This is a genomic window from Pseudomonas sp. NFACC41-3 (assembly GCF_900109505.1).
GTDB classification, from domain to species: Bacteria; Pseudomonadota; Gammaproteobacteria; order Pseudomonadales; family Pseudomonadaceae; genus Aquipseudomonas; species Aquipseudomonas chlororaphis.
In genome coordinates this window covers 1-25,457 of record NZ_FOAE01000002.1, presented here as the reverse complement: position 1 = coordinate 25,457, position 25,457 = coordinate 1, and the positions used below count along the sequence as shown (strand labels likewise).

General features: G+C 64.2%; 23 protein-coding genes. 9 read left to right on the top strand and 14 right to left on the bottom strand.

The window, feature by feature from the left end; all coding sequences use genetic code 11:
• Positions 1 to 33: 33 nt before the first annotated feature.
• Both BMY68_RS29860 and BMY68_RS09355 read right to left on the bottom strand, forming a co-directional pair.
• Positions 34 to 192: a hypothetical protein gene (locus BMY68_RS29860; RefSeq protein WP_160166694.1), complete on the bottom strand. Its 159-nt coding sequence runs from the start codon at positions 190 to 192 to the stop codon at positions 34 to 36.
• Positions 189 to 1,454, bottom strand: coding sequence for a TolC family protein (locus BMY68_RS09355; RefSeq protein WP_085532487.1), 1,266 nt, complete (start codon positions 1,452 to 1,454; stop codon positions 189 to 191). The genes BMY68_RS29860 and BMY68_RS09355 overlap by 4 nt, the downstream gene beginning before the upstream one ends.
• A 401-nt stretch (positions 1,455 to 1,855) precedes the next feature.
• On the opposite strand from BMY68_RS09355, the gene BMY68_RS09350 reads away from it, so the two are divergent.
• On the top strand, positions 1,856 to 2,530 hold the full coding sequence (locus tag BMY68_RS09350; RefSeq protein ID WP_007930804.1) for a heavy metal response regulator transcription factor: 675 nt from the start codon (positions 1,856 to 1,858) through the stop codon (positions 2,528 to 2,530).
• 317 nt (positions 2,531 to 2,847) lie between these two features.
• Here BMY68_RS09350 and BMY68_RS09345 read toward each other — a convergent pair whose 3' ends face one another.
• The 4 genes from BMY68_RS09345 to BMY68_RS09330 all read right to left on the bottom strand — a co-directional run bounded on the left by BMY68_RS09345 (position 2,848) and on the right by BMY68_RS09330 (position 6,521).
• Positions 2,848 to 3,753 (bottom strand): cation diffusion facilitator family transporter, encoded by a 906-nt coding sequence (locus BMY68_RS09345; RefSeq protein WP_007930163.1) that lies wholly within the window; start codon positions 3,751 to 3,753, stop codon positions 2,848 to 2,850.
• 117 nt (positions 3,754 to 3,870) lie between these two features.
• Positions 3,871 to 4,419 carry a UDP-4-amino-4,6-dideoxy-N-acetyl-beta-L-altrosamine N-acetyltransferase gene (gene pseH / locus BMY68_RS09340; RefSeq protein WP_085532489.1) on the bottom strand — a complete coding sequence of 183 codons (549 nt, stop codon included), beginning with the start codon at positions 4,417 to 4,419 and terminating at the stop codon, positions 3,871 to 3,873.
• 62 nt (positions 4,420 to 4,481) lie between these two features.
• Complete coding sequence (locus BMY68_RS09335) at positions 4,482 to 5,003, bottom strand: hypothetical protein (protein WP_239694087.1); 522 nt, start codon at positions 5,001 to 5,003, stop codon at positions 4,482 to 4,484.
• A gap of 195 nt (positions 5,004 to 5,198) precedes the next feature.
• The gene (locus BMY68_RS09330; protein ID WP_085532491.1) at positions 5,199 to 6,521 is read right to left on the bottom strand and encodes an MFS transporter; all 1,323 of its coding nucleotides are present in this window, start codon (positions 6,519 to 6,521) and stop codon (positions 5,199 to 5,201) included.
• A 170-nt stretch (positions 6,522 to 6,691) separates the two neighbouring features.
• Between BMY68_RS09330 and panB the strand changes: the two genes are divergently transcribed.
• Positions 6,692 to 7,507: a 3-methyl-2-oxobutanoate hydroxymethyltransferase gene (gene panB / locus BMY68_RS09325; RefSeq protein WP_062824598.1), complete on the top strand. Its 816-nt coding sequence runs from the start codon at positions 6,692 to 6,694 to the stop codon at positions 7,505 to 7,507.
• On the opposite strand, the gene BMY68_RS09320 is transcribed toward panB, so the two are convergent.
• Together BMY68_RS09320 and BMY68_RS09315 are read right to left on the bottom strand one after the other, a co-directional pair.
• A complete protein-coding gene (locus BMY68_RS09320; RefSeq protein WP_085532493.1) occupies positions 7,495 to 8,877 on the bottom strand; it encodes an aminotransferase-like domain-containing protein in 1,383 nt (460 codons plus the stop codon). The genes panB and BMY68_RS09320 overlap by 13 nt on opposite strands.
• Before the next feature lie 4 nt (positions 8,878 to 8,881).
• Positions 8,882 to 9,115, bottom strand: coding sequence for a Pathogenicity locus (locus tag BMY68_RS09315; protein WP_085532495.1), 234 nt, complete (start codon positions 9,113 to 9,115; stop codon positions 8,882 to 8,884).
• A gap of 115 nt (positions 9,116 to 9,230) precedes the next feature.
• Here BMY68_RS09315 and BMY68_RS09310 point away from each other — a divergent pair, with 115 nt between their 5' ends.
• The 3 genes from BMY68_RS09310 to BMY68_RS09300 all read left to right on the top strand — a co-directional run bounded on the left by BMY68_RS09310 (position 9,231) and on the right by BMY68_RS09300 (position 13,954).
• On the top strand, positions 9,231 to 10,649 hold the full coding sequence (locus BMY68_RS09310) for a short-chain fatty acid transporter (protein ID WP_085532497.1): 1,419 nt from the start codon (positions 9,231 to 9,233) through the stop codon (positions 10,647 to 10,649).
• Positions 10,650 to 10,917: 268 nt separating this feature from the next.
• Positions 10,918 to 12,618: an acid phosphatase gene (locus tag BMY68_RS09305; protein ID WP_085532499.1), complete on the top strand. Its 1,701-nt coding sequence runs from the start codon at positions 10,918 to 10,920 to the stop codon at positions 12,616 to 12,618.
• Positions 12,619 to 12,751: 133 nt separating this feature from the next.
• Positions 12,752 to 13,954: a hypothetical protein gene (locus BMY68_RS09300; RefSeq protein WP_009045631.1), complete on the top strand. Its 1,203-nt coding sequence runs from the start codon at positions 12,752 to 12,754 to the stop codon at positions 13,952 to 13,954.
• 103 nt (positions 13,955 to 14,057) lie between these two features.
• Here the strand turns inward: BMY68_RS09300 and can are convergent, their stop codons facing one another.
• A complete protein-coding gene (can, locus tag BMY68_RS09295; protein WP_007930139.1) occupies positions 14,058 to 14,702 on the bottom strand; it encodes a carbonate dehydratase in 645 nt (214 codons plus the stop codon).
• A 150-nt stretch (positions 14,703 to 14,852) separates the two neighbouring features.
• Here can and BMY68_RS09290 point away from each other — a divergent pair, with 150 nt between their 5' ends.
• Entirely contained in the window at positions 14,853 to 15,248 is a 396-nt protein-coding gene (locus tag BMY68_RS09290; protein ID WP_062824592.1) for a hypothetical protein, read from the top strand.
• Between the two features lie 140 nt (positions 15,249 to 15,388).
• On the opposite strand, the gene rimI is transcribed toward BMY68_RS09290, so the two are convergent.
• Together rimI and BMY68_RS09280 are read right to left on the bottom strand one after the other, a co-directional pair.
• A complete protein-coding gene (rimI, locus tag BMY68_RS09285; RefSeq protein ID WP_009045633.1) occupies positions 15,389 to 15,841 on the bottom strand; it encodes a ribosomal protein S18-alanine N-acetyltransferase in 453 nt (150 codons plus the stop codon).
• Positions 15,834 to 16,619 carry an energy transducer TonB gene (locus BMY68_RS09280; protein ID WP_085532501.1) on the bottom strand — a complete coding sequence of 262 codons (786 nt, stop codon included), beginning with the start codon at positions 16,617 to 16,619 and terminating at the stop codon, positions 15,834 to 15,836. The genes rimI and BMY68_RS09280 overlap by 8 nt, the downstream gene beginning before the upstream one ends.
• A gap of 180 nt (positions 16,620 to 16,799) precedes the next feature.
• On the opposite strand from BMY68_RS09280, the gene mksB reads away from it, so the two are divergent.
• The 3 genes from mksB to mksF are packed head-to-tail and all read left to right on the top strand — an operon-like array spanning position 16,800 to position 21,614.
• Complete coding sequence (gene mksB, locus BMY68_RS09275; protein ID WP_037005321.1) at positions 16,800 to 18,080, top strand: Mks condensin complex protein MksB; 1,281 nt, start codon at positions 16,800 to 16,802, stop codon at positions 18,078 to 18,080.
• Positions 18,070 to 18,774 (top strand): Mks condensin complex protein MksE, encoded by a 705-nt coding sequence (gene mksE / locus BMY68_RS09270; protein WP_007930132.1) that lies wholly within the window; start codon positions 18,070 to 18,072, stop codon positions 18,772 to 18,774. The genes mksB and mksE overlap by 11 nt, the downstream gene beginning before the upstream one ends.
• On the top strand, positions 18,771 to 21,614 hold the full coding sequence (gene mksF, locus BMY68_RS09265; protein ID WP_085532503.1) for an Mks condensin complex protein MksF: 2,844 nt from the start codon (positions 18,771 to 18,773) through the stop codon (positions 21,612 to 21,614). The genes mksE and mksF overlap by 4 nt, the downstream gene beginning before the upstream one ends.
• Before the next feature lie 64 nt (positions 21,615 to 21,678).
• Here the strand turns inward: mksF and BMY68_RS09260 are convergent, their stop codons facing one another.
• Genes BMY68_RS09260 through BMY68_RS09250 form a run of 3 tightly spaced genes read right to left on the bottom strand, consistent with a single transcriptional unit; the run spans position 21,679 to position 25,244 of the window.
• Positions 21,679 to 23,982, bottom strand: a complete 2,304-nt coding sequence (locus tag BMY68_RS09260; RefSeq protein ID WP_085532505.1) for a PqiB family protein — start codon at positions 23,980 to 23,982, stop codon at positions 21,679 to 21,681.
• Positions 23,975 to 24,598: a paraquat-inducible protein A gene (locus BMY68_RS09255; protein ID WP_085532507.1), complete on the bottom strand. Its 624-nt coding sequence runs from the start codon at positions 24,596 to 24,598 to the stop codon at positions 23,975 to 23,977. The genes BMY68_RS09260 and BMY68_RS09255 overlap by 8 nt, the downstream gene beginning before the upstream one ends.
• Positions 24,585 to 25,244, bottom strand: coding sequence for a paraquat-inducible protein A (locus BMY68_RS09250; RefSeq protein ID WP_062824589.1), 660 nt, complete (start codon positions 25,242 to 25,244; stop codon positions 24,585 to 24,587). Before BMY68_RS09250 ends, BMY68_RS09255 begins: the two co-directional genes overlap by 14 nt.
• Between the last annotated feature and the right edge of the window lie 213 nt (positions 25,245 to 25,457).

Genomic DNA, 25,457 nt, shown 5'->3' with positions numbered 1-25,457 from the left:
CGACTCGACGCGCCAACCGGCAACAGCGACGCGTCATGAGGTCTGTGGAAAAAAGAAATCGCCGAGCGCCCGATGCAACTCATGCAGGCACCAATGGGCCGAGTCCTCCTCGACCCGGCTCGGCAGCGGCACGCTGCAATCGGTGACCAGCAGCGCGCCCAGGCCCAACAGGACGAACAACGCGGTTCTCACAGCGTGCGATCGGGGCCGGCGAGATCGCCGTAGATGCGCTCGATGCGCACCCAGGCATCGGTGGACTGGGCCACGGCGGCGATGTACTGGGTGCGGGCGCTGATCAGCGTGCGCTGGGCGTCGAGCACCTCGATGAAGTTGAACTTGCCCATCTCGAAGCCGCGGGTCGCGGTGTCCACGGCGTTTTGCGCGGCCGGCAGGATCACCTGGTTGAACGACTGCACTTCGTTGCTGGCGGTGCTCCACTGATCCAGCGCCAGCTTGGTTTCGCTGCGCAAGCGCAGCTCCGCGGCGTTGCGCAGGTCCCGGGCCTGATCAGCGCGGCGCGCGGCCGACAGGACGTTGCCCTGGTTGCGGTTGAACAGCGGAATCGGCATCGACACCCCGACCAGGTTGACCCGCTCACGCACGCTGGCGTCGTACTGGCTGCCTACGCTGATATCGAGGTCGGGAATGCGCTGGGCCTTTTCCAACCCCAGGGAGGCTTCGCGCTGCACCACCTGCATTTCGGCCAGGCGCAGTTCGATGGTCTGTTGCAGGCGCGCCAGCAATTGCGCCGAAGGCGGTAGCGACGGCAGCCCGCTGGCCGGCTCCGCGACGGCGCTGAAGTCGGTGGTGGCGGCGCCGGTCACGGTCGCCAACTGGCGATAGGCGTTGGCCCGGTCCATCTCGGCGCGGCTCAGCTCCAGGCGCACTTCCGAGAGCTGGACCTGAGCGCGAGTGGCCTCCACGGGCGAGGCCTTGCCGGCGCTCACCCGGCCCTTGGCCACCGTCAGCCCGCGCTCGGCCAGGGCCAGGGAGCGGCCGGCCAGATCGCTGCGCTCCTGGGCACGCAAGGCGCCGTAGAAGGCGGCGATCACATCGGCGCGCAGCTGGTTGCGCTGGCGTTCCAGCTCCAGCGCCGCGGCGTCCTGGGCACGGCTGGCGACATCGATGCGCGCGCCGCGCTTGCCGCCCAGCTCCAGAGTCTGGCTGAGCTTGACGGTGGTGGTGCGCGAGCTGCGGCGGGTGTCTTCAGCGTCCCAGGACAACACCGGATTGGGGATCAACCCGGCCTGCTGGCGACCACCCTGGGCGATGTCGATTTCCCAGCGCGCCGCCGCCAGTTCGGGGTTGTTGGCAAAGGCACTGGCCAAGGCGTTGTCGAGGTTCAGCACCCGGCTCTCGGCCGCCGCGGCGTCCTGCAGCGCGGCACTGGCCAACAACAGAACGCCGGACAATGCCCCGACTATCCAGGCAAGTTTTTTAATGAGGGTTGGCATAACGCGTTCTGGCCCCTTACCGGTACAGAGTGACGGCGGAGGCTCTGCGGTGCGAGGAAATTGAACCGGCACGACGCATCCACACTCCACCCATAAAACAACTAACAGGTGAGTATTTAGTGCCGGCCAAATGTAGCCTTCGGTACTTATCGACAGGGTGGCGCAAAGATTACAAATCCGTTAGCAAACGCTCTGCCACGGGCTTGTGTATTAACATCCGGGCCATCGCCCCGAAGGCAAGTGCAACAACCAACAACTTGAAATATAGAGAAACAACTTCTCCCCGCACGCCACTTCGAAAGTTTTAAATCAAGAACTTTGAAAGTTGAATCATCCAGCCCGTTACTTCCAACGAAGTTATGGGACTGCCCCACTGCATTAAACACCGAGGCTAATTCAGCATGCGCATTCTGGTGATCGAGGATGAACCGAAAACCGCCGACTACTTGCATCAGGGATTGAGCGAAAGCGGCTACGTCGTCGATTGCGCCAATAACGGCGCCGACGGCCTGCACCTGACCCGCCAGCACGCCTACGACCTGGTGATTCTCGACGTCAATCTGCCGGAGCTGGACGGTTGGGGAGTGCTGCAGCGCATTCGCCAGAACAGCAATACGCGGATCATGATGCTCACCGCCCAGGGACGCCTGGTGGACCGGATCAAGGGCCTGGACCTGGGCGCCGACGATTACCTGGTCAAGCCGTTCGAATTCCCCGAGTTGCTGGCGCGGGTGCGCAGCCTGTTGCGACGCAGCGAGCAGTCGCCGACCCCCGACGTGCTGCGGGTGGCCGACCTGGAGCTGGACCAGGGCCGCCACCGGGCGTTTCGCGGCAAACAGCGCATCGACCTGACCACCAAGGAGTTCGCCCTGCTGCATCTGCTGATGCGCCAGAGCGGCGTGGTGCTGTCGCGGACCCAGATCATCTCGTTCGTGTGGGACATGAACTTCGATTGCGACACCAATGTGGTGGAAGTCTCGATCCGCCGCCTGCGGGCCAAGATCGACGACCCGTTCGAGAGCAAACTGATCCACACCCTGCGCGGCGTCGGCTACGTGCTCGAAGAGCGCGACTGACAGCGCGGGGGTAACCGCAAGATGCAGATGTAGCCGCTGCCGCAGGCTGCGATAGGTCCGAAGGACCTCCTGCGAGTTCAAGAGCGACGCCCGCTGCGCGGTCGATCGCAGCCTCGCAGGCTCGGCAGCGGCTACAGGGTGCAACCCGATAGTTCGGTGCATGGGATCGGTGTAGCCGCTGCCGCAGGCTGCGATAGGTCCGAAGGACCTCCTGCGAGTTCAAGAGCAGCGCCCGCTGCGCGGTCGATCGCAGCCTCGCGGGCTCGGCAGCGGCTACAGGTTCGGATGTAGCCGCAAGATGCAGCGGCTACAGGTGATTAATGTACGTGCTCTTCGTGCCCCTGTTCGTGAAAGCCGGCCTGTTCGACCTGGACCGTCACATGGGAGATATCGAAGCGCTCGTGCATCAACTCGGTGACCTCGGCCAGGATCTGCTGCTCGCTGCGCCGCCCCAGGTCGGCCACCAGATGCGTGCTCATCACGTTCTTGCCGCTGGTCAGGGCCCACAGGTGCAAGTCGTGCACCTCGGTCACCCCGTCGATGGCGCGAATGCCCTGCTCGACCTGATCGATATCGATGCCGTCCGGCACGCCTTGCAGCAGTACGTTCATGCTCTCCCTGAGCAATGTCCAGGTGCGCGGCAGCACCCAGAAACCGATGGCCGCGGCCACCAGCGAATCGACCCAGCCCCAGCCGGTGTACATGATCACCAAGGCCGCGACGATCACGCCGATGGAGCCGAGCATGTCGCTCCACACCTCCAGGTAGGCGCCCTTGACGTTAAGGCTTTCGGCGCTCGCCGAGGCCAGCAGGCGCATGGAAATCAGGTTGACGACCAGCCCCAGCACCGCGATCACCAGCATGCCCGTGGACTGGATTTCCGCCGGTGCGGACAGGCGCTGCCAGGCCTCGAACAGGATGTAGAAGGCGACCACGAACAACAGGAGGGCGTTGAACGCCGCGGCGAGAATCTCGAAGCGCGCATAACCGAAGGTGCGCTTGCGATCGGCCGCGCGCTTGCCGACCTGGATCGCCACCAGGGAGATCGCCAGCGCCAGCGCGTCGGTCATCATATGGGCGGCATCGGACAGCAGCGCCAGGCTGCCGGTGACAAAGGCGCCGATCACCTCGGCGATCATGAAACTGCCGGTCAGCCCCAGGGCCATCCATAACTTGCGTTCGTGTCCGGCCCGAACCTGTCCGTGACTGTGCCCTGCGCCCATGAAAGCCCCCACCTGTGGAAATCGTCGTGGCTGATGATAGCCGGCCCGGGCAGCCGGCCCCGGCAAAATGACGCAATGGTCATGCTGCTGCCATCTGGCGGTTATGGATGACGGCTTTCAGCGCCCCAGGCGCGCCATCACCGCGAGCATATCCGGGCGCCGGGCGGCCCATTCCTCGCGGGTGATGCCGAGCAGCACCACGTCGATGCGCTGGCCGTCCTTCTCGACGTTCTGCCGGCGCACGCCCTCGAGGGTGAAACCGAATTTCTGGTGCAGGCGGATCACCGCCTGGTTCAGCGCCAGCACCTCGCAGTTGAGCTTCGCAAGGCCGGCGGCGCCGAAGGCATGGTCGAGCAGCCAGAATTCCAGCTGGCTGCCCAGGCCCTTGCCCTGCAAGCCGCTGTCCAGATAGAACGCCCAGTCGGCGCTCTTGTGCAGGGCATTGATCGCGTTCAGCGACACCACGCCACAGGCGACTCCCTCTTGCAGCACCACGAACACCGACTGCCGCGGATTGCCCGCCAGCGAGTCGAGCCAGGCACGGTGCTCGGCCTCGGAAATCTCGTGGGAGGTGTACATGTACTTGCGCACATCCGGCTGGTTACGCAGCTCGCGCACACGCGCCTGCACCTGTGCACAAGTCTCGAGTATCGGCACGACCTGCATGCGGGGCTCCTGGTCTGAAACGGATGCCGCACAGCCTAGGGGCAACGGTGCCCGGCGGCAATTCAAAAGATCCCGCTACCCGACGCGGGCTTGCGCCGGCGCAGCCCATGCAAGCCCAGGCACACCAGGCTGGTACCGAACGCGACGATCAACATGCCCTGCGGCGTCTCGCGCTCGCGGCGGCTGTCCAGGCATTCCATGGCGTTGGCGCATTGCGCGATGCACAGCTCCTGGCCATCGAGGGTGCAGGTCAGCACCGCGTCGCGCAGGTGAGTGAAGCTCAGCGTGCGACCCAGGATCTGGTCATGGCCGACGTTCAGATAGCTGATGCCACGAACCACCTTGAGCCGGGTGTATTCGCCACTCTCCGCGTCCTCTATCAGCATCCCGCCACGGTCGGCATACAGCACCTTGCCGCTGAGGGATTCGACATTGGCACCGTCCAGCCCATAGTCGACAAAGTTGAAGATCCACAGATGCAGCAGGGCCATGAACAGGCCAATGGCAAAGGACAACCACGCCGCCTGCAGCAGCGGGGGCAGCGTGGAGAAATCACGCAGGGAACGAAGGGCGGACCGGATCAAGGCAGCTCCCGAAAACTGGCGCGTGGACCGCGCGTTTTTTTCGAGAGATTAGCGGGTAAATGGGCCTTGGCTAAGCACAACTTTCAGCGGTCTTGGCCGGGCTAAAACGCGGGCTGGCAGCGAAGGCTCTAGCCCGCGTTCCCCGGCGTCTTCAGGCGTTTGCCGGGGGCGATTTTCCCCTGCGCGAAAGCGCCTTCAGGACCCGGCACAGACCCCAGGCGCCCCACTGCCTGCCAGCCTCGGCATGCGCGTACCGAAGTACCCCGCGCTGACCACCCCGACCGCGCCCATCACCGCGCAATAGATCACGCAGATCCACGGGCTCCAGGGCATCAGGCCGATCAGCAGCAAAGGCGTGGTGCTCGCCCACAGCGCGTAGGCGATGTTGTAGGTAAAGGAAATGCCGGAGACGCGAATCCGCGCCGGGAACAAGCCGACCATCACCGATGGCACCGCGCCCACCACGCCACAGCCAAGGCCGGCGATGGCGTAAGCCAGGCCGACCCAGGCGCCGCCGCTGATCAGGCAACCGTAGAGCAGGCCGATGCCCAGCGGCAGCAGCAGGCTGTAGAGCATCACCGTGCGCCAGGCGCCGATGCGGTCGACGATCAGCCCGGCCAGCACACAACCGATATTCAGGAACACGATGCCCAGGCTGCTCAGGGCGAAGGTGTGGCTGGCGCTCATGCCGAAGGTTTTCTGCATCATGGTCGGGGTGATGACCACGAACACCACCACCGCCGAGGTCAGCACGCAGGTGAGAATCGCCGCCGGCAACAGGGCCAGGCGATGCTCGCGCAGCACGGTGCGCAACGGCAGTTCGACGGCGCTGTCGCGCTGTTCCTGCATGGCCATGAACACCGGGGTTTCGCTGAGCCAGCGGCGCAGCCAGACGCCGATCACGCCGAACACTCCACCGAGCAGGAACGGATAACGCCAGGCGTGATCGAGGATTTCCGCAGGGGTGAAGAGTTGCGCCAGCAGGGTCGCGGTCAGCGCGCCGATCAGGTAGCCGAAGGTCAGCCCGGCCTGCAGAAAGCCCAGGGCGTAACCGCGATGGCCGGCCGGTGCGTGCTCGGCGACGAACACCCAGGCGCTCGGCACTTCACCGCCCACCGCCGCGCCTTGCAGCACCCGCAGCACCAGCAGCAACAGCGGCGCGAAATAACCGATCTGCGCGTAGGTCGGCATGATGCCGATCAGCAGGCACGGCAGGGCCATCATCAGGATGCTCAGGCTGAACACCTTCTTGCGCCCCAGGCGGTCGGCGAAGTGCGCCATGAGAATGCCGCCCAGCGGGCGCGCCAGGTAGCCGGTAACGAAGATCCCGAAGCTCTGCAACAGCCGCAGCCACTCGGGCATTTCCGGCGGGAAGAACAGCTGGCTCAGGGTCAGGGCGAAAAACACGAAGATGATGAAATCGTAGATTTCCAGGGCGCCGCCCAGTGCCGCCAGGCCCAGGGTCTTGTAGTCGGACCGGGAAAACGGCGCCGGCCGCGCGTCAGGGGAAAAGGACATAAAGCCACTCGGTGTTGGGCGAAATTCAAGGCGCCCATGGTCTACGCAAACGCCGCGAGGGACAACCGCAACCCCCTTCTGGGTCGGTTTTTAGGCTTTTCCTGTGCATTGAATCGGCGCCGCGGACGCCAATAATCGGCGACTTTCCCACCCGCAACAGGAAAGCCGCCATGAGCATCCATACCCGCAGCAAACGCCTGACCGTGCCGCAACTGGTGGCCATGAAAGGCCAGCAGAAGATCGTCTCCCTGACCGCCTACACCAGCCACATGGCGCGGCTGATGGACCCGTTCGTCGATTTCGTGCTGATCGGCGACTCCACGGCCATGGTCGGCTACGGCCGCACCTCGACCCTGGACATGAGCCTGGAAGAGATCATCGGCCACACCCGCGCCGTGGTCGCCAGCACCCGGCTGGCCTGCGTGATCGCCGACATGCCGTTCGGCAGTTATCAGGAATCGCCGCAACAGGCCTACCGCAATTGTGCCGAGGTGCTGGCGCGCACCGGCTGTGACGCGCTCAAGCTCGAAGGCGGGCTGGCCCTGGCGCCGACCGTAGAATTCCTGGTGCAGCGCGGGATTCCGGTTATGGCGCATATCGGCCTGATGCCCCAGTACGTGAATGTCATGGGCGGCTTCAAGGCCCAGGGCCTGAACGATGCCACCGCCCAGGCCATCGAGGCCGACGCCCGCGCCCACCTCGAGGCCGGGGCGTTCAGCCTGCTGCTGGAAGGGGTGGCGGAAAACCTCGCGCGGCGCATCAGCGACTTCTCGGCGATGCCGACCATCGGCATCGGCGCCTCCCCCGCCTGCGACGGCCAGGTGCTGGTGACCGAGGACCTGCTGGGCCTGGGCGGGCCCCAGGTGCCGCGCTTCGTCAAACAGTACGCCGATGCCGGCGCGCTGATCAGCCAGGCCTGCGAGCGGTTCGCCGCCGAGGTGCGCGACGGCCGCTTCCCCGAGGCGCGACACTGCTACGGCGTCTGATCGATGGCCCGGGCCAGGCGTTGCACGGCGCCGGCAATGTCCTGGCGCCAGTCGAGGGTGAAACTCAGGCGCAGGTGATGGCGCCACAGGCCTTGCTGGCTGAACATCTGCCCCGGGGCGATGACGATGCCCTGCCCCAGTAATTGCTCATAGACCTGGAGCATCTCCACCGGGCGCGTGGCCTCGGCCCACAGGGTCGCGCCCCCGGCCGGGGTGACCACCCGCAACTGCTCGGCGGCGTGTTCGGCCAGCAGCGCCTGCAGCTGGCCCATGCGTTCGCGCAGCAAGCCGCGCAACTGAACCAGGTGCTGATCGACCCGGCCGCTGCCCAGCAGTTTGGCCACGGCCTTCTGGCGGATCGGTGACAGGCGGAACGCGCGCTCGAGAAAGTGCCGCTGCAAGCGCGCGCCCTGGCCACGGCACAACACATAGCTGAAGGGCGCCTCGGAACCTATGACTTTGTCGAAGGTGGAAAACACCAGCAGCCGCTCGGGATCGGCGTAATCGCGATACCGCGCCGGCCCCGGGGTGAAGCAGAACTCGCCATAGCTGTCATTTTCCAACAGCCAGATGCCGCGCTCCCCCAGCCAGCGGCACAGCTGCCGTTTGTCCGCCGCGGGCATCAGGCTGCCGTGGGGCGCGCTCAGGGTCGAAGACAGCAGCGCCAGGCGCACCGGTTCGCGTTGCAGCACCTCCTGCAGGCGCTGGCGATCGAAGCGTCCTGCGGCGTCCAGCGGCAGCTCGATCACGCGGATCTTCGCCGCCTGCAATTGCCGCAGGATCGCCCAGGAACAAGGCGACTCCACCAGGGCGACGCTGCCGTTCAGCTCCAGGGCATCCAGCGACAACGCCAGCACCGCGCGCAAATCCGTGCCGAGAAACACCTGCTCGGCCTGCCAGTAATCCGTGGTCGAGCGGGTGTAGCGCTCGGCCAGCGCCGTGCGCAGTTCCGCCTCGCCAAACGGCTGGTACAGCGGTGCCTGGGAGCGCGGGTACTGGCGCACCAGCTCGCGCTCGGCGGTCAACAGGGGATTGTCCAGCGACAGCAATATCGCCGGGGCGTCGCTGCACAGCGCCAGCATTCCTGGCTGGCGGGCGTAGGCATAGACCCTGTCCAGCAGCTCCGTATCCGGCGCCAGCCCTGGCGCCGGCACGGGGCGGCTGAAGTAGCCCCGCTTGGGCCGGGCGTAGATCCGCCCTTCGTCTTCGAGCAACGCGTAGGCGTACTTGGTGGTGGAAACCGAGACCTTGAGGCGCTGGGCCAGGGCGCGCAATGACGGCAGGCGCTGCTCGGCCGCGCTGGCACCGTCCAGCCACTCCACCAGGTAGCGGTAGACGGCCTGATAGGCGAAAGGCGTTTCGCGGCTCACCGCTTCAGGCACCCTTGGCCAGAGCGATCGCCGCCCGGATCGCCGCGCGGGCCTGGGGGCTGTTTTTCCAGCAGCTGGAACCGACCAGGGCCGAGGACTGGGTGACGATCTCCAGGGCATCGGCCCGGGCCAGTTGGGCGAAGGAATCGATACCCAGTTGTTCGAGGCGGGCGACCACGGTTTCGCCGACACCCTTGAGCTTGAGCAGCGCCTGGCGTTCTTCGAGCGGGAATGGCATGTACTTCAATCCTTTGCAGTGGGTACCAATTGCCGCATTCTTGCACAGTTCTCGATCGCCCCAGCCTGAGGCGACCGACCTCCTGATAAACATAAAAAAGACTTGAGGTATCGACGTGTCCACAGACATTGAAGACAGCCGTTCCGCCCGTTTTGCCCTGCGCTGCTCGAACTGGGCCGAGCGCTGGTTCCCCGACTCCTGGGTGTTCGCCGCGCTGGCGGTGATCATCGTCGCCCTCGCCACCATGGCCATGGGTGCCAAGCCCACCGACACCGCCATGGCCTTCGGCGACGGTTTCTGGAGCCTGATCCCCTTCACCATGCAAATGGCCTTCGTGGTCATCGGCGGTTATGTGGTCGCCAGCTCGCCGCCGGCGGTGAAGCTGATCGACAAACTGGCGCGCATCCCGAAGAACGGCCGTTCCGCCGTGGCCTGGGTGGCGCTGATTTCCATGGTCGCTTCCTTGCTCAACTGGGGCCTGTCCCTGGTGTTCGGTGGCTTGCTGGTGCGGGCCCTGGCCCGGCGTACCGAGCTGCGCATGGACTACCGCGCCGCCGGTGCCGCGGCCTACCTGGGCCTGGGCGCGGTCTGGGCCCTGGGCCTGTCGTCCTCCGCCGCGCAATTGCAGGCCAACCCCGGCAGCCTACCGCCGTCGATCCTGTCGATCACCGGGGTGATTCCGTTCACCCAGACCATCTTTCTCTGGCAGTCGGGCGTGTTGCTGCTGGCCTTGATCGTCGTCTCGCTGGTCATCGCCTATGCCACCGCCCCCGGTCCGAGCTCGGCGCGCGACGCCAAGGCCTGCGGCATCGACCCGAGCTTCAGCATGCCCAAGCCACAACCGCGCACCCGCCCCGGCGAGTGGCTGGAATACAGCCCGCTGCTGACCATCCTGCTGGCCCTGCTGGCGGCCGGCTGGCTCTACCATGAGTTCGCCACCAAGCCGGCGATCACCGCGATTTCCGGGCTCAACACCTATAACTTTCTGTTCCTGATGCTCGGCGCGCTGCTGCACTGGCGCCCGCGCAGCTTCCTCGAAGCCGTGGCCCGCGCCGTGCCGACCACCACCGGGGTGCTGATCCAGTTCCCGCTGTACGGCTCCATCGCGGCCTTGCTGACGGTGGTCAAAGGCGTCGACGGCCAGACCCTGGCCCACCACATCTCGACCTTCTTCGTGCAGATCGCCTCCCACGACACCTACGCGCTGCTGATGGGGGTCTACTCGGCGGTGCTGGGCTTCTTCATTCCCTCGGGCGGCGGCAAGTGGATCATCGAGGCGCCCTACGTGATGCAGGTGGCCAATGACCTGCAATACCACCTGGGCTGGGCGGTGCAGATCTACAACGCCGCCGAGGCACTGCCGAACCTGATCAACCCCTTCTACATGCTGCCGCTGCTGGGGGTGCTGGGGCTCAAGGCGCGGGACCTGATCGGCTTCTCCTTCGTCCAGTTGCTGGTCCACGCACCCTTGGTGCTGGTGCTGCTGTGGGCACTGGGCACCACCTTGAGCTACATGCCGCCCGTGGCGCCGTAATCTGTTGCCAGCGGCTCGCTCCCCTGTAGGAGCGAGCTTGCTCGCGATCGGCCGCCAGGCCGAGGGCGCCGTCATGCCGTCATCGCAGGCAATCGAGCGTCGACCAGCCGCTCCTGCAGAAGCAACCCTACACGCCTTCCAGCTTCCCCCTACCAGCGTCTAAGCCCCGTCCCAGAGCCTTTTCTGTAGTCTTTCCGTCATATTCGGTTGCTACCGTGCAGCCGAAATACTTTGTTACGAATTGATCGAAAGGTAATCAGGGACCCGCATGAGCGACGAACACTCGAAAGACCCAGAACATTCCAAGGCCACGGAGCCACCCACCGACACCAGCCGCCGGCGTTTTCTCGGCGGCGTGGCGGTGCTGGGGGTCGGCGCGACGCTCAGCGCCTGCGGCCACAACGACCCGGCGCCGGGCAAGCCGGTGGAACGCCCGCTGTCGCCGGCCGAACTGGACCGCGCGCTGCGCGACAACGTGAAGAACGTGGTGGTGATCTATGCCGAGAACCGCAGCTTCAACAATCTGTTCGCCGACTTCCCGGGGCTGGAAAAACCGCTCTCGGCCCTCAAGCCCGCCGACTATCAGCAACGCGACCGCGACGGCAGCCTGTTGTCGGTCTTGCCGCCGGTCTGGGGTGGCGTCACCCAGGTCGGGCCCCAGGCCCTGGATGGCGTGACCTATCCGGTCGGCACCCAGTACCAGGAGCACCTGCCCAACGCGCCCTTCGCCCTCAAGGGCCCCGATGGCGAAGACCTGCCCCTGGGCTTGGTCACCCGCGACCTGTGGCACGTGTTCTACCAGAACCAGATGCAGATCAACGGCGGCAAGAACGATGGTTTCGTCGCCTGGGCCGACTCCGGCGGCCTGCCCATGGGGCATTACGCCCAGAGCCGCTATGAGCTGCGCCTGTGGGATGTGGCCCGGGAATTCGTGCTGTGCGACAACTTCTTCCAGGGCACCTTCGGTGGCTCGTTTCTCAACCACCAGTACCTGATCAGCGCCGCCGTGCCGTTCTATCCGGACGCGGCCAATTCGGTGGCCAAGCCGCAGATCGCCACCCTGCAGAGCGACGACCCGCTCGACACCCGCCTCAAGCCGCTGGAGCAATCCCCGGCCAGCGCCATGAGCGGCCCGCCGCAATTCGGCCCGAGCCTGCTGACCCCGGACGGCTACGCGGTCAATACCATGGCCCCGCCGTACTGGCCGACCTGGATCCGCGACCCGCAGCGCCCGGCCTATGCCAAGGCCGACCTGCCCAATGTGCTGGTGCCGCAGCGCCACGACACCATCGGCGACAAGCTCTCGCGCAAGGACATCGACTGGGCCTGGTACGCCGGCGCCTGGCAGGTCACGCTGGACGCCTACAAGGATTCGGCGGGGATTCCGAAGATCCCCAACTTCCAGTACCACCACCAGCCGTTCAACTACTTCGCGCAGTTCGGTCCCGAGCATCCCAACGAACGCAACCATCACCTGCGCGATGCGGGCCTGGGCGATGAGTCGAGCAGCAACCGCTTCCTCGCCGATGCCAAGGCCGGCAAGTTGCCGCCGGTGGCGTTCTACAAGCCCCAGGGCAACCTCAACATGCACGCCGGTTATGCCGATGTGGCCGCGGGCGACCGGCATATCGTGCGTGCCCTGAAGGTGCTGCGCGAAAGCCCGCAGTGGCAGAACATGGTGGTGATCGTCACGGTCGATGAGAACGGCGGCTGGTGGGACCACGTCGCCCCGCCCAAGGGCGACCGCTGGGGGCCGGGGACACGCATCCCGGCGCTGGTGGTGTCACCGTTCGCCCGCAAGGGCACGGTGGACCATACGGTGTACGACACCGCGTCGATCCTGCGGCTGATCACCCGGGTGTTCCAGCTGGAACCGCTCGACGGCCTCAAGCAACGGGACGCGGCGATGACCGCCCGGGGGCAGGCGCCCATGGGCGACCTGAGCAATGCCCTGCACTTCCCGGCCTGAACCGACGGCAGCGGCCGCCCGGGCGGCCGTCTGCGGGTGCAAAAGAAATCCACCCTTTTCCTTGTCACCCGCTACTGTTTCAGTACGGAACTTACCTCGCCCAGACGAGGCCAACGCTGACAAGGAGCCAAGCATGAAACTCGCAGGATTGTCCCTCCCCCTCGCCGCCCTGACCCTGGGCGGCCTGACCCTAAGTAGCCTGACCCTGAGCACCGCAGCCCAGGCCAACGTCGATCTGAAGCTGGGCAACACCCAGCGCGTCACCCAACTCTTCTCCTACCCCAACAACTGCAACGTGATCTGCTTTCGCAACTGGACGCTGGAACAGACCGTCGAGCATTACCTGACCCAAAGCGTGAAGCGCGATGGCTACAGCACCGCCAAGGTCAAGGTGAAGACCGATAACAACCAGCTGTACGCCAACATCAGCGGTGTTCCGAAGGACTATGGCAAGCCGCTGACCGCCCTGCTGGATGCCGGCGACCTGGCCTACCAGGGCGCCAGCAAGCTCAACAGCGACGGTAAATGGACCTACAGCTGGTACCTGTTCCTGCCCCTGGGCATGGCCCTGGAAAACCGCAAGAGCGTCGAGTTGCTGCACTTCCCGCCGGACTACTCGCTGACTCAGGCCCAGGACTACCTGAAATCGGCCACCACCGACCGCTGGGCCACCCTGCTCACCACCAATGGCATTCCCGCCGAGCAGACCCCGGGCTACCAGACCATCATCGACATTGCACCGATCGCCGCCCCCTCCAGCGCGGGCAAGGACCTGGAAGGCGTCTACGGCTACTTCCAGGACTACCAGACCACCATGGTCAAACAAATCAGCCAGAGTGCCAGCGGCGCCGCCCTGCCAATGGTGGCGTTCGGCGCGCCGGTGCGTAACTGGATCAAGCAGCAGTACGGCCCGACCGTGAACGTGCTGGGCCTGGCGCAGATCAGCCCGAGCGCGGGCCTGAAGGTGCCGGTGCTGGGCTCCAACCACCCGAGTTACATCTGGTACGCGGCGGATCCGGAGAACTACGACGGCGACGAGGCCAAGGCCGACGCGGCCGGTTTGAAGGTGATGGGGCAGGATCTGAGCGCGGCCTGCTGGCAGGCCGGGATGGGCAGCAAGCCGGGCAGCGACCCGACAGTGCAGCTCAAAAGCTGCACGCAGAACTGGCAGGTGACCAACAAAGAGCAGACCTGCGCCCTGTTCTACACCTCGATCCGTAAGCTGACGCCGGAACAGGCCCAGGCCAAGTGCGCCACCACGCCGGTGCAGACCCAGCTGAAGCAGCTGAAGGCGCCGGCACCGTCGATGAGTACCGAAGCACCGCCGCATATCTGACGGACAAGCGGTAACGGCTACATCCCATCGCGAGCAAGCTCGCTCCTACAGAACGGCACATCGCCCGTAGGAGCGAGCTTGCTCGCGATGGGTTTTCAGCGCCTCAGAGCGCCCCGACCGGACGCAGGCGATACTGCGGCGGCAGCTGCTCGAAGCCACTGATGGTGGCGTTCAGGCTCTTCCAGCGACCGTCCTTGATGCCATAGATGCAACCGTGGATCGACAGGCTCTGCCCGCGATGCCAGGCGTTTTGCACAATGCTGGTGTGGCCGACGTTGGCCACTTGCTGGATCACGTTCAGCTCGCAGAGGCGGTCGACCCGCTCTTCCTCGGTGGCCAGTTGCCCCAGGACTTCGCGATGTTCGTAGTACAGGTCGCGAATCGAGCGCAGCCAGCCGTCGATCAGGCCCAGCTGGCGATCCTGCATCGAGGCGCGCACGCCGCCACAGCCATAGTGACCGGTGACCAGGATGTGTTTGACCTTGAGCACGTCCACCGCGTACTGGATCACCGACAGGCAATTGAGGTCGGTGTGCAGCACCACGTTGGCCACGTTGCGGTGTACGAACAGATCCCCGGGAAGCATGCCGACGATCTCGTTGGCCGGTACACGGGCGTCCGAACAACCGATCCACAGGTATTCCGGCGTCTGCTGGCGGGCCAGCTTGGAGAAGAATTCAGGATCTTCCTGCTTGATCGCTTCGGCCCAACGCTCGTTGTTATCAATCAGGTCTTGTAGTTCGTTCATGCTATGAAGCCTCAGGATTGATGCGTTGCTATGACAGACGACTGTCTGTCGGGGTCACGCGCGTCTATGCAGATACCGCTTATCCACCCCTTTGAATCTTGCCAGGTCTGGTGGGTCCACTCTTTAAGCCCAAAAGTATGAGCAACCGTCATGACTGAATCACGACGTCCCTATGGCGCGCCTCAGCCCGAGCCCATCGACGACAACGAAGACCGCATGGGTTCCATGGAAGAGCTGGATTTCGATGAAGAAGAACCCGGCGCCAGGGTCGGCGACCCTGCTTCCAGCCCTGTGGAGCATCGTACTCCCCACAGGCACATCCATGGCTCCGGCCTGACCGGCAACGCCGAGGATGAGCCCAACGACGATGAGCTGACCCCGGAAAACCTGATCCGCGAAGACGGCGCCCGCTCCGCCCATGAAGCCGGTGAAGACCAGCCGGCCGACTGGGACCTGAGCATTGTCGATGAAGACGATATCGGCGGCGGCAATGGCCTGGACGAAGCCGAGCTGGCCCAGCGCGATCCGCTGGATGGAAAACGCTGAAGCGCTATCCGAGCCCCTGTAGGAGCCAGCTTGCCGGCGATAGCGCCAGCAGGACCAGCATCACACCTAAAACCTGACAGCAGGCGGCGTCACCGCTGACGCCATCGCGAGCAAGCTCGCTCCTACATCAGCCAGTGCGATCAATCGACCAGGGTACAGGCCATCACCAGCGCATCTTCGCGCCCGCCTGTCGCCGGATAGTAATCGCGGCGGCGGCCCACTTCGTTGAAACCGTAGCGCTCGTACAGCCGGTAGGCGGTCTGGTTGCTGGAACGCACTTCGAGGAAGCATTCGCGCGCGTCTTTCTGGTAGGCGCGCTTCATCAATTCTTCCAGCAGGCGCAGGCCCAGGCCACGGCCCTGGCTTTCCGGCTTGACGGTGATATTGAGCAGGTGGGCTTCGTCGATGATCACCTGGATCACCCCGTGGCCGACCTGCTGGCTGCCTTCGAACATCAGCCAGACTTCATAGGATTTCAGGGCATCGGTGAAAATGCCGCGGGTCCAGGGATGGCTGAACGCCGCGTATTCGATTTTCAGGATGGCATCCAGATCCGCCTCGGTAGCCTGGCGGAACGATAAAGCGTCACTCATTGCTACTTTTCCAACGCGCCATCAGCCGACGCATGGCTTGCCAGACATCAGCCTTACGCTGTGGCTCTTCCATTAATAGTTCCAGCCCAGGCAGCGCCCAGGCCGAGCCCAGGCCTTCGACCTGGAGTTCACGGTTGTAGGACTGCGCATCAGCCTCGCCCGCGAAACGCACCGCCGGCAGGCCGATCAGCCACAGGCAGACACAAGGTTCTTCTTCGACCCGCGCCCCGACAAAGGCCTGGACGAAATCCCGCGCCGCGTCCGGCCCCTGGTCGAGATTGCCGCGGGTCAGCATCGGCCAGCGCACCGGCTCGGCGAGGATCTGCGGGCTGTCCGGCAGGCCGGCGGCGCGCAGCATGTCCTTGAGCAGCAGATAGGCCGGGTCGCGGCTCTGGAAGGCTTCGCCTGTGGGTAACTCCACCAGCAGCAGGCAACGACCGGCGCGCAGCAATTGCAGGGCGAAACGCGGTGGCGGCACGGGCGGGGCCTTGACCGGCGCCGGGGCTTCCTCGGCATCGACCACGGGCTTGCTGACCGGACGAACGGCAGCGCCGGTGGGACGCGGCACTTCGATTTTCGGCCGCTCGGCAGGCTTGGCCACAGGCTCGGCAACCGTTTTGGCCACAGGTGCAGGGGCTGCCGGGGCCTCGACCACGGGCTCGGCAATCACCAGCAACTCGGGACGGGACGGCGCCGCAAAGGGCAATTCGGTGCGCGGCAGCCAGCTGACCACCTGCATGGCGGACAGATAAGCGCGACGGCGGGACTCGATAAGCAAAGGTCGGCCACTTGTGGATAACTGAAGTGGGGGGATTCTACCGTCCTTCGCCGAAGATCGCCCGCAGTTGATTCGTCACAAAAACACCGGTCCAGCCCATGACAAGACCGAGGGGTGAATCGTCGGCCTTCCGATGCAGTACAATCGCTGCTTTTCATTGCCAACCAGCCGGCCATTCCGATGATCGAACCCAAGCGCGTGTTGCGCGCCCTCGCCGAACACTGGGCACTTCTGGAGCCACTGTGCGAGCACTTCGACCAAGGCACCCTGAGCCTCGCCGAACTGCGTTCACAGCTGGCCACCCAGCAAATTGACAGTACGCCACAGGACATTACCAGCCTGCTGGACGTGTGGATCCGCCTGGATATCCTGGTTCCGGTGGCGAAAAGCCCGAACCGTTTCGAGCTCAACGCACAGATCCACGACTTCCTCGCCTACCTGCGGCGCGAGCACCGCCTGGGCCTGTGCCTGGAAATCGAAGCCTACCTGCGCCACCTCGAACGCCTGGCCGGTTACATCCAGGACGCCTTCGACATCCGCGACGGCCATGACCTGGCCCGCCAGCTGCGGTTGCTGGACATGCGCGTGCGCGATGTATTGAAAAAGCTCGCCAACGACGAACAGGCCCTGGTGGCCGTCGCCGAGCGGGCCAAGACCAGCGACCGGCAGATTCCCCTGCGCCAGCGGTACGCCGAGGTACTGGCCACCTGGGACGAATACGTCGAGCCGATGATCCAGCTGGTGAACGCCGACGGCGCCTTCGAGCAAGGCGTGCGCAAGGTCGAGAACGTCCTGCTACGCATGCTCACCGAACAGCAGCGCCTGGGCCACCTGGTGGACGACGACATGCTGCTGCGCACCCACGCGCGGATCCTGGAAATGCAGACCAGCGCCCAGCTGACCCTGCGTCACGCCCGGGAACTGCTGCTGCCGCTGCGTGAAGAAGCCCGCCGGCACAACGCCGTGACCCGCGGCGCGGCCCTGGCCCTGTCGGCCATCCGGCGCAAGGGCATCGACGCCGTGCCGCAAGCGGCCATGCCACTGTTCACCCGTCCGCAAAGCACCTTCCTCGGCAGCTCCGGCCAGGTCGAGGCCTATGTCTATGCCCTGGCCAGCTTCGAGCCGAAGCCGACGCGCTTCCCCAAGGCGCACAAGACCCACAAGGGCGGCAATGCGCCACGGGCGCCACGTACGGTCCGCGAGATGCTCGACCGCTGCGAAGATGCCCTGCCGATGCCGGACCTGATGACCTGGCTGCTGGAGCAGGAACCGGACGGTGCCACCGACGAGTTGCTGTACTGGTTCTCCCGCCTGTCGCGGGAAAAACGCTTCAAGCGCGAGCGTCTGGAACGCCGCGACTACCACACCCACGAGCACCAGGTCAGCCTGCGCTCCTTCGCCCTGCTCTCGGCCCGCGATGACGCCGCTGAGAATTCTGCGAGCACTCCCCATGCATCTTGATCTTTCCGAACTGTCCCAGCTGGCGCCGATCTTTCGCGAGCTGTTCAAGGGTTATCACGTCAGCCGCCGCGACCCGGAGCTGTACTCCCAGCTGTCGAACTTCCAGGACCAGTACCGCACCCTGTTCAAAGCCCTGGGCTTCGAACTGGTGTGCGACACCCGTGGCTTCTACTACTTCGTGCCGGAGAACGCCGCCGCCCAGGTGAACAAGACCGCCCAGCGCCTGGCGCTGTTCACCTTCATCCTGGTGGAGCACCTGGCCGACCAGGGCCGCGACCCGGTCGCCGTGCTCGACGGCGGCAGCCTCGGCCGCGACGAACTGCCGTCCTTGCTGGAGAAGTACCGCGACCTGTTCATCCAGGCCGAAGTGCAGACCCATGAAGAACTGGAAGAAAAAATCATGCGGCGCATGACCCAACTGGGTTTTGCCGGCGAGGAGCCGGGCATCTACCGCTTCCTGCCGCCGATGCACCGCTTCCTCGATGTGTGCCTGTCGGTGCAGCAGGACCGTGACCTGGCCGCCAGCCTGCACAGCGTGCTGCCGTTGCCGACGCCGGTGCTGATCGACGAAGACAGCGACGAAAAACTGCTGCAGACCGACGACCCGCTGGACCTCAGCGAATTCGTCGAATCGGAAAGTGAAGAGGACGCACTGGCCCGCGCCATTGCCGAAGAACAGGAGCTCGACGCATGAGCAAGGAACGCTACGGCATCCGCCGCTTTGCCCTTTTGAACACCGCCGGCTACAGCCTGGGCCTGTTCCCGCTGGAAGAACCGCTGTCGGTCTACGGCGCGAACAACCTGGGCAAGTCCGCTTCGATCAACGCCCTGCAATTCCCGATCCTGGCACGCATGTCGGACATGAGCTTCGGCAAGTACAGCCTGGAACAGTCGCGGCGTTTCTACTTCGCCACCGATACCAGCTACATCCTGGTGGAAGTGTCCCTGCCCCATGGCCCGCATGTGATCGGCGTGGCCGGGCGCGGTCCGGGCGGCAGTTTCGGTCACCAGTTCTTCGCCTATGCCGGCTCGCTGGACCTGGCGCACTACCAGAAAGACGACACCTGCCTGCGGCAGAAAGAGCTGTTCACCAACCTCGAGCGCCAGGGCCTGAAGGCCTATGAACTCAAGCCGGATGAACTGCGCCGTCTGCTGGTGGGCGGGCATACCTCGATTCCGCTGGACCTGACCCTGATCCCGCTGCGCTCCACCAGCGAGCAGAGCCTGAAGACCTTCCGCGCGCTGTTCATCAACCTGCTGCACATGCGCGAAATCACCGCGGCCAAGCTCAAGCAGCTGTTCCTCGATGCCTTCGAGCACAGCCTGCGTTCCGGCAGCGTCGACTACATCGCCGCCTGCGAAGACGCCTTCCGCGACGTGCGCCGCATGGAGCAGGACTACAACTCGCTGGTGGCCGCGGGTCCCCTGGTGGAAGCCCTGGCCAACGGCGTGACACAGCGCGACATCCTGCGCGGCAAACTGCATCGCCTGTCGCCGCTGCTCGACTCGCTGCTGGGCACCTGGTCCGACTACGCCAGCGCGCGCAAGGAAGAGCTGACCATCCAGGCCGAGCACTACCGCAACGAGCAGGACGCACTGCAGAACGACCAGCGCAGCAGCACCCAGGAAATGATGCGCCTGGAGCGGGAAATCACCGGCACCCAGCGCTGGCTCGGCGAGCTCTCGGTGCTCAAGCATCGTTTCGCCCTGGTGGATGACGTCAAGGTCCTGGAGCAGCAACTGCTGGCGGCCAAGGATGCCCACGACGAACTGGCCGGCGCCCTGGCCCAGTCCCGGCAGTTCTCCGCCGAGGACCTGGAAGAGCGCCTGCGGGACCTGGAAAAACGCCTGAAGTCGGTCAAGCAGCAGCTCGATAACGCCGACAACAACAGCTATGCGCGCCTGCGCGAGGAATTCTCGCAACAGGACGTCGAGCGCCTGATGCGCCTGTTCAACAGCCAGTTGTTCAGCCTGCCGCTGGGCGAACACGGCATCGCCCTGGACGAGAACGGCGACTGGGTCAAATCCGTGGAGCTGATCCTCGATGGCTTCAAGGGCGAGCGCTTCGAAGTGCCGGGGCTGTCCATCGACATTTCCCACATCGAGCCACCGGCCTTGCAGGCCCTGGCGGACCGCGCGGCATTGCGCGACCAGAAAGAGCGCCTGGACAAAGAACTCAAGCAGCTGAAAACCCAGGCCGCGGTGGCCGCCGACCGCGCCGCGAGCAAGACCCAGACCGAAGCGCTGTACCAGCAGGTGCTGGATGCGCAGAAAGCCCTGGAAGATTTCCGCCGCGCGCAGACCCTGAGCGCCGAGGAAGGCGAGAAGCTGGAACAGCTGGCGCAGATGGAAGCCGCCCAGGACGAACTCAAGCGCTCCAGCGACGCCTTCACCGAACGCGTCCAGCAACTGTCGGCCAAGCTGCAACTGGTGGGCCGGCAGATCGGCGACATGGAAGCCAAGCAACGCACCCTCGACGACGCCCTGCGCCGTCGCCAGCTGTTACCGGCGGACCTGCCGTTCGGCACGCCGTTCATGGAGCCGGTGGACGACTCCATGGACAACCTGTTGCCCCTGCTCAACGACTATCAGGACAGCTGGCAGGGCCTGCAGCGGGTCGATGGCCAGATCGAGGCGCTGTACGCCCAGGTGCGCCTCAAGGGCGTGGCCAAGTTCGACAGCGAAGACGACATGGAGCGCCGCCTGCAACTGCTGATCAACGCCTATGCGCACCGCACCGACGAAGCCCTGACCCTGGGCAAGGCGCGTCGCGCGGCCGTCACCGACATCGCCCGGACCCTGCGCAATATCCGCAGCGACTACGACAGCCTCGAGCACCAGTTGGCGCTGTTCAACCGTGAGATCAACAAACGCCAGGTGTCCAACCTGCAGAGCTTCCGTATCGTGCTCGCGCCGAACAAGGAAGCCCTCAAGCACATCGACCAGATCATCCACAGCGCCGGCCAGTACGAAGAAGGCGAGACCCTGTCGGTGTTCGACCTGAGCCAGAGCGCCGAACAGGACAGCAAGAACGAAGAGGCCAAGGAATACCTGGCCCGCCTGGTAGCGGCCAACCACAACCAGTTGGGCCTGAAGGACCTGTTCGAGCTGGCGTTCGAGATCACCAAGGTCCATGGCCAGCCGGTGATCCACACCGATATCGATGGCGCGGCGTCCAACGGCACCACCATGACCATCAAGGCGCTGACCAACATGTACTTGTTGCTGCACTTGATGGATCGCGAACAGGCCGGGCGCATCCGCCTGCCGTACTACCTCGACGAGGCCGCGGACATCGACGAGAAGAACCAGGCAGCGCTGCTGGAAACCAGCCTGCAACTGGGTTTTGTGCCGATCCTGGCCAGTGTGAAGCCGCAGGTGTCGGCCCAGGTCGCCATCGACCTGGAAGGCGGCAGCGGCCCGAACGGTATCTACATCGACGAGTCGGACTGGAAGTACATCCGCCGTCACGATCAGGTCAAGGCCACCCTGAACGTCGAACCGGAAGCCGAAGCGGAGCTGGACGAGGTGTAACCCGCCCGAAGCCGTAAAACAAAAAGGCCGTGATCTTTCGATCACGGCCTTTTTGTTTTCTGGGTTATTTGCCCAGGGGGATCTTCGGTGCCCAGGTCAGCCATTCGTCCTCGAACTTGTCGAACAACGGGAAGGTCTGTTCCGGCCGTGCCGGGTTGCCCATGCGCTCGCCATCCGGCGTGGCAAAGGCGATGCCGCCCTGGATCAGGGTCTCCAGCGACTCGGTACGGACAGTTGCACCCTTGAACAGGCCAATGTCGATACCGAACCCGCTGCTGTTCCAGAAACGCGTACCGCCACGCACCAGCGGCGCGTACTTCGGCTCGATCAGGATATGGATCAACACCCGGTCGGCGGTCTGGCCCAGTTCGTAGCCCGTGACCTTGCCCACCGTTACCTCGCGGTAAGTCACCGGCACGCCGACCTTCAGCGAGCCGCGCCGCGCCGCGCTCAGCACCAGGCTCAGGCCGGCCTCGGCGATCGCAGCTTCCGGTGGCTGGGGCAAGGCGACAAAGCTGGTTTGTGCGCCGAGGTTCTTCGCCGCCGGCTGCACTTCGATGTACTGCCCGGTCACCAGGGTTTCCAGGTTGGCGGTCTTGATCAAGCCAAGCTCCGGCTTGACCACCCAGAACTGGCTGCCAACCCGCGCGATTCGCTCCGGCACCTCGGTAATCCGAGCCTTGAGCAGCACCGACTGCAGATCGCCGCTCAGGTCGACGTCTTCGACCTTGCCGACATCCAGCCCCTTGAAGCGGATAGGCGTACCTGGACGCAGGCCATCGGCGCGATCGACCTTGATGCTGATCAGGGTGCCCTTCTGTGTCGCCTGCTCCTTGTCGGCATACAAGCGGAAACGTGGGATGCGCTTTTTCAGCGGCACGTTGGGTTCCGGCGTGTCAAAGGCGATACCGCCGGCCATCAGGCTTTGCAACGACTCGCTCTTGACCTGGATGCCGCCGGTCAGGCCACCGGTCAAGGTGACACCGCTGGCATTCCAGAAGCGCGTCGAGCCGTTCACCAGCCCTTCGTACTCCTTCTCGATGTGCACGCCGATGACCAACTGCTTGCGGGTCCGCGAAAACTGGTAGCTCTGCACCGAGCCGACCTTGACCTGCTTGTACAGAATCGGGCTGCCCACCTCCAGCGAACCGAGGTTCTCGGTGAACAGCACCAGGTGCAGGCCAGGGGAGCGCAGGTCCAGCGGCGGTGCCTTGGGCCGGGCCTCGAATTCGCGTTGCGGAGCAGCGCCCTTGTCACCTGGGCGCACCGCGATGTAGTTGCCTTTGACCAGGGCTTCCAGACCGGTGATACCCGCCAGGGAGATCGAAGGCTTGACCACCCAGAACTGGGTGCCTTGCACCAGATAATCCTCGGCCAAGGGGTCCAGGGTCAGTTCCGCCGTGGCGCTGGACAGATCCGGGTCGACCTTGAGGGCCTTGAGGTTGCCGACCTGAATCCCCTTGTACATGACCGGCGTGCGGCCTGCCTGGAGCCCTTCGAAATCACTCAGCTTGACCTTGACCCGGATGCCCGCCTGCGCCGCGTCGAAGTCTTCGTAGAGACGGAACGGCAGGGTCGGGTCGGTTGGCGGGCTGTCCCGGCGATTCTCCGGGGTGGCGAAGGCGATACCGCCGGCGACGATGCTGGCCAGGGATTCGCTACGCACTTTCACACCGGACAGGTTGGCGTCGATGCTGATGCCGCTGGCGTTCCAGAAACGCGTATGTTTGCGCACCAGGTTGGCGTAAGTCGGCTCGATAAAGACTTTGATCTCCACCGTGTTCTGGTCTTCGGAGAGCAGGTAGCTTTTCACCTGCCCCACCTGGATCTGCTTGTAGAACACCGGGCTGCCGCGGTTCAGCGAACCCAGGCGATCCGCCTTGATGGTCACGTGCAGGCCCGGCTTGGCATCCGATAACGGCGGCTCTTCGGCCAGCGCCTTGAACTTGCGAGCAGGCTCGCCCTCTCCCGGGCTGATGGCGATGTAGTTGCCTGAAACCAGCGTCTCCAGTCCGGTGATCCCGGCCAGGGTCACGCTCGGCTTGACCAGCCAGAAGCGTGTGCTGCTCTTCAGGTATTGCTGGACGTCCTTGTTCATCTCGACAGTGGCAATCACCCCTCTGGTGTTGCCTTCGTCGTCCAGGGCCAGGGCCTTGACCTTGCCCACCGACATCCCTTTGTAGACCACCTCGGTCTTGTTGGCCTGGATGCCCTCGCCGCTTTCAAAGCGCACCTGGACCTCGATACCGGTCTGGCTGTAGGCACGCCAGCCCAACCATCCGCCGATCAGCAACGCGATCAGGGGCAGGACCCAGATGGCCGACCAGTTCGAAGCCGGACGGGTTTTAGCTTTAGGCAAATCACTCATTGTCGTCGTCCGACTCCGTGTTATCCCAGATCAGTCGGGGATCAAAAGTTACTGCGGCGAGCATCGTCAGAATCACCACGCTGGCAAAGGCCACTGCACCGAGATTGGCCTCGATACTGGCAAGTCGGCCGAAATTCACCACCGCCACCAGGATGGCGATCACAAAGATATCCAGCATCGACCAACGGCCGATGAACTCGATAAAGCGGTACATCCAAATGCGTTGCCGCGCCGATAATGGCTGGTGGCGCTGGACCGAAAACAGCAACAGGGCAATCCCCACCAGCTTGAAGGTGGGCACCAGGATACTGGCGATGAACACCACCGCCGCAATCGGGATCATGCCGTGCTGCACCAGTACGATCACCCCCGACATGATGGTGCTGGGGTCACCCTGGCCGAGTGACGTGACCGTCATGATCGGCAGCACATTGGCCGGGATGTACAGGATCGCCGCGGTGATCAGCAGTGCCCAGGTACGCATGATGCTGTTGGGGCGACGAGCATGCACCAGGGCTCCGCAGCGAGTGCAGATCTGCTCATCGGTATCGGGTTCCTGCCGGTTCAGCTCGTGGCATTCATTACAGACCAGAATGCCCGCATCAATCGCCCGCATACGCATCCTCCCCGGCCAGGGCATCCCATATCTGATGGGGCGACATGACCACCTCAAGCCACACCTGAACCAATAACAGGCTGACAAAACACACCAACCCCAGGCCGACCGTCATGGCAGCCAGGTCCGCCAGCTTGACGATGGCAACCAATACCCCCATCAGGTAGACCTCGAGCATGCCCCAGTCCCGCAAGTGGTGATAAATGCGGTACAGCAACAGGCCGTAACTGCGACCTATGTCCAGGCGAATGCTCAGGAGCACGAGCAACTGGCAGACCAGCTTGAGCAATGGAATACCCATGCTGCAGAGAAACACCACCACCGCCACGCCTTGCATATCGGTATTGAACAAACCGATAACGCCGCTCCACACGGTGTCCTCAGAGGATTGTCCGAGTAGATTGAGCTGCATGATGGGTAAAAAGTTCGCGGGGACATAGAGCAGTAGCGCGGCAATAACCAATGCCAAGCTGCGATCCACGACGTTATGGCGGTGTGCATATAGCTCGTAACCACAGCGGGGACACTGGGCTTTTTCTCCGTGGGCCAGCTCTGGCTTGCGCATCAGCAAGTCGCATTCGTGGCAGGCCACCAGATCGTCCAGCGGCAACTCCGACAGCCGGGGGGCGTCAACCGTATCTGACATACAAGGCTCTGGCTCTGAAAAGGCGTGAAGCTATTCTAGAGGTCCGTCCCGAAAATAACTGTGCAAAATTGTTTGGAGATAAGAACCGTTTTCCGCGCGCAAAAACAAAACCCCAATTGCTTTCGCAATTGGGGTTTCGGAATTTAATCTTGACGATGACCTACTCTCACATGGGGAAACCCCACACTACCATCGGCGATGCATCGTTTCACT

Coding starts and splice junctions, on each gene's coding strand:
- mksB (WP_037005321.1), top strand. CDS start 16,800: ATGATCGAACCCAAGCGCGTGTTGCGCGCCCTCGCCGAACACTGGGCA.
- panB (WP_062824598.1), top strand. CDS start 6,692: ATGAGCATCCATACCCGCAGCAAACGCCTGACCGTGCCGCAACTGGTG.
- BMY68_RS09345 (WP_007930163.1), bottom strand. CDS start 3,753: ATGGGCGCAGGGCACAGTCACGGACAGGTTCGGGCCGGACACGAACGC.
- BMY68_RS09260 (WP_085532505.1), bottom strand. CDS start 23,982: ATGAGTGATTTGCCTAAAGCTAAAACCCGTCCGGCTTCGAACTGGTCG.
- BMY68_RS09350 (WP_007930804.1), top strand. CDS start 1,856: ATGCGCATTCTGGTGATCGAGGATGAACCGAAAACCGCCGACTACTTG.
- pseH (WP_085532489.1), bottom strand. CDS start 4,419: ATGCAGGTCGTGCCGATACTCGAGACTTGTGCACAGGTGCAGGCGCGT.
- mksE (WP_007930132.1), top strand. CDS start 18,070: ATGCATCTTGATCTTTCCGAACTGTCCCAGCTGGCGCCGATCTTTCGC.
- BMY68_RS09315 (WP_085532495.1), bottom strand. CDS start 9,115: ATGCCATTCCCGCTCGAAGAACGCCAGGCGCTGCTCAAGCTCAAGGGT.
- BMY68_RS09355 (WP_085532487.1), bottom strand. CDS start 1,454: ATGCCAACCCTCATTAAAAAACTTGCCTGGATAGTCGGGGCATTGTCC.
- can (WP_007930139.1), bottom strand. CDS start 14,702: ATGAACGAACTACAAGACCTGATTGATAACAACGAGCGTTGGGCCGAA.
- BMY68_RS09305 (WP_085532499.1), top strand. CDS start 10,918: ATGAGCGACGAACACTCGAAAGACCCAGAACATTCCAAGGCCACGGAG.
- BMY68_RS09290 (WP_062824592.1), top strand. CDS start 14,853: ATGACTGAATCACGACGTCCCTATGGCGCGCCTCAGCCCGAGCCCATC.
- BMY68_RS09330 (WP_085532491.1), bottom strand. CDS start 6,521: ATGTCCTTTTCCCCTGACGCGCGGCCGGCGCCGTTTTCCCGGTCCGAC.
- BMY68_RS09255 (WP_085532507.1), bottom strand. CDS start 24,598: ATGCGGGCGATTGATGCGGGCATTCTGGTCTGTAATGAATGCCACGAG.
- BMY68_RS09250 (WP_062824589.1), bottom strand. CDS start 25,244: ATGTCAGATACGGTTGACGCCCCCCGGCTGTCGGAGTTGCCGCTGGAC.
- rimI (WP_009045633.1), bottom strand. CDS start 15,841: ATGAGTGACGCTTTATCGTTCCGCCAGGCTACCGAGGCGGATCTGGAT.
- BMY68_RS09300 (WP_009045631.1), top strand. CDS start 12,752: ATGAAACTCGCAGGATTGTCCCTCCCCCTCGCCGCCCTGACCCTGGGC.
- mksF (WP_085532503.1), top strand. CDS start 18,771: ATGAGCAAGGAACGCTACGGCATCCGCCGCTTTGCCCTTTTGAACACC.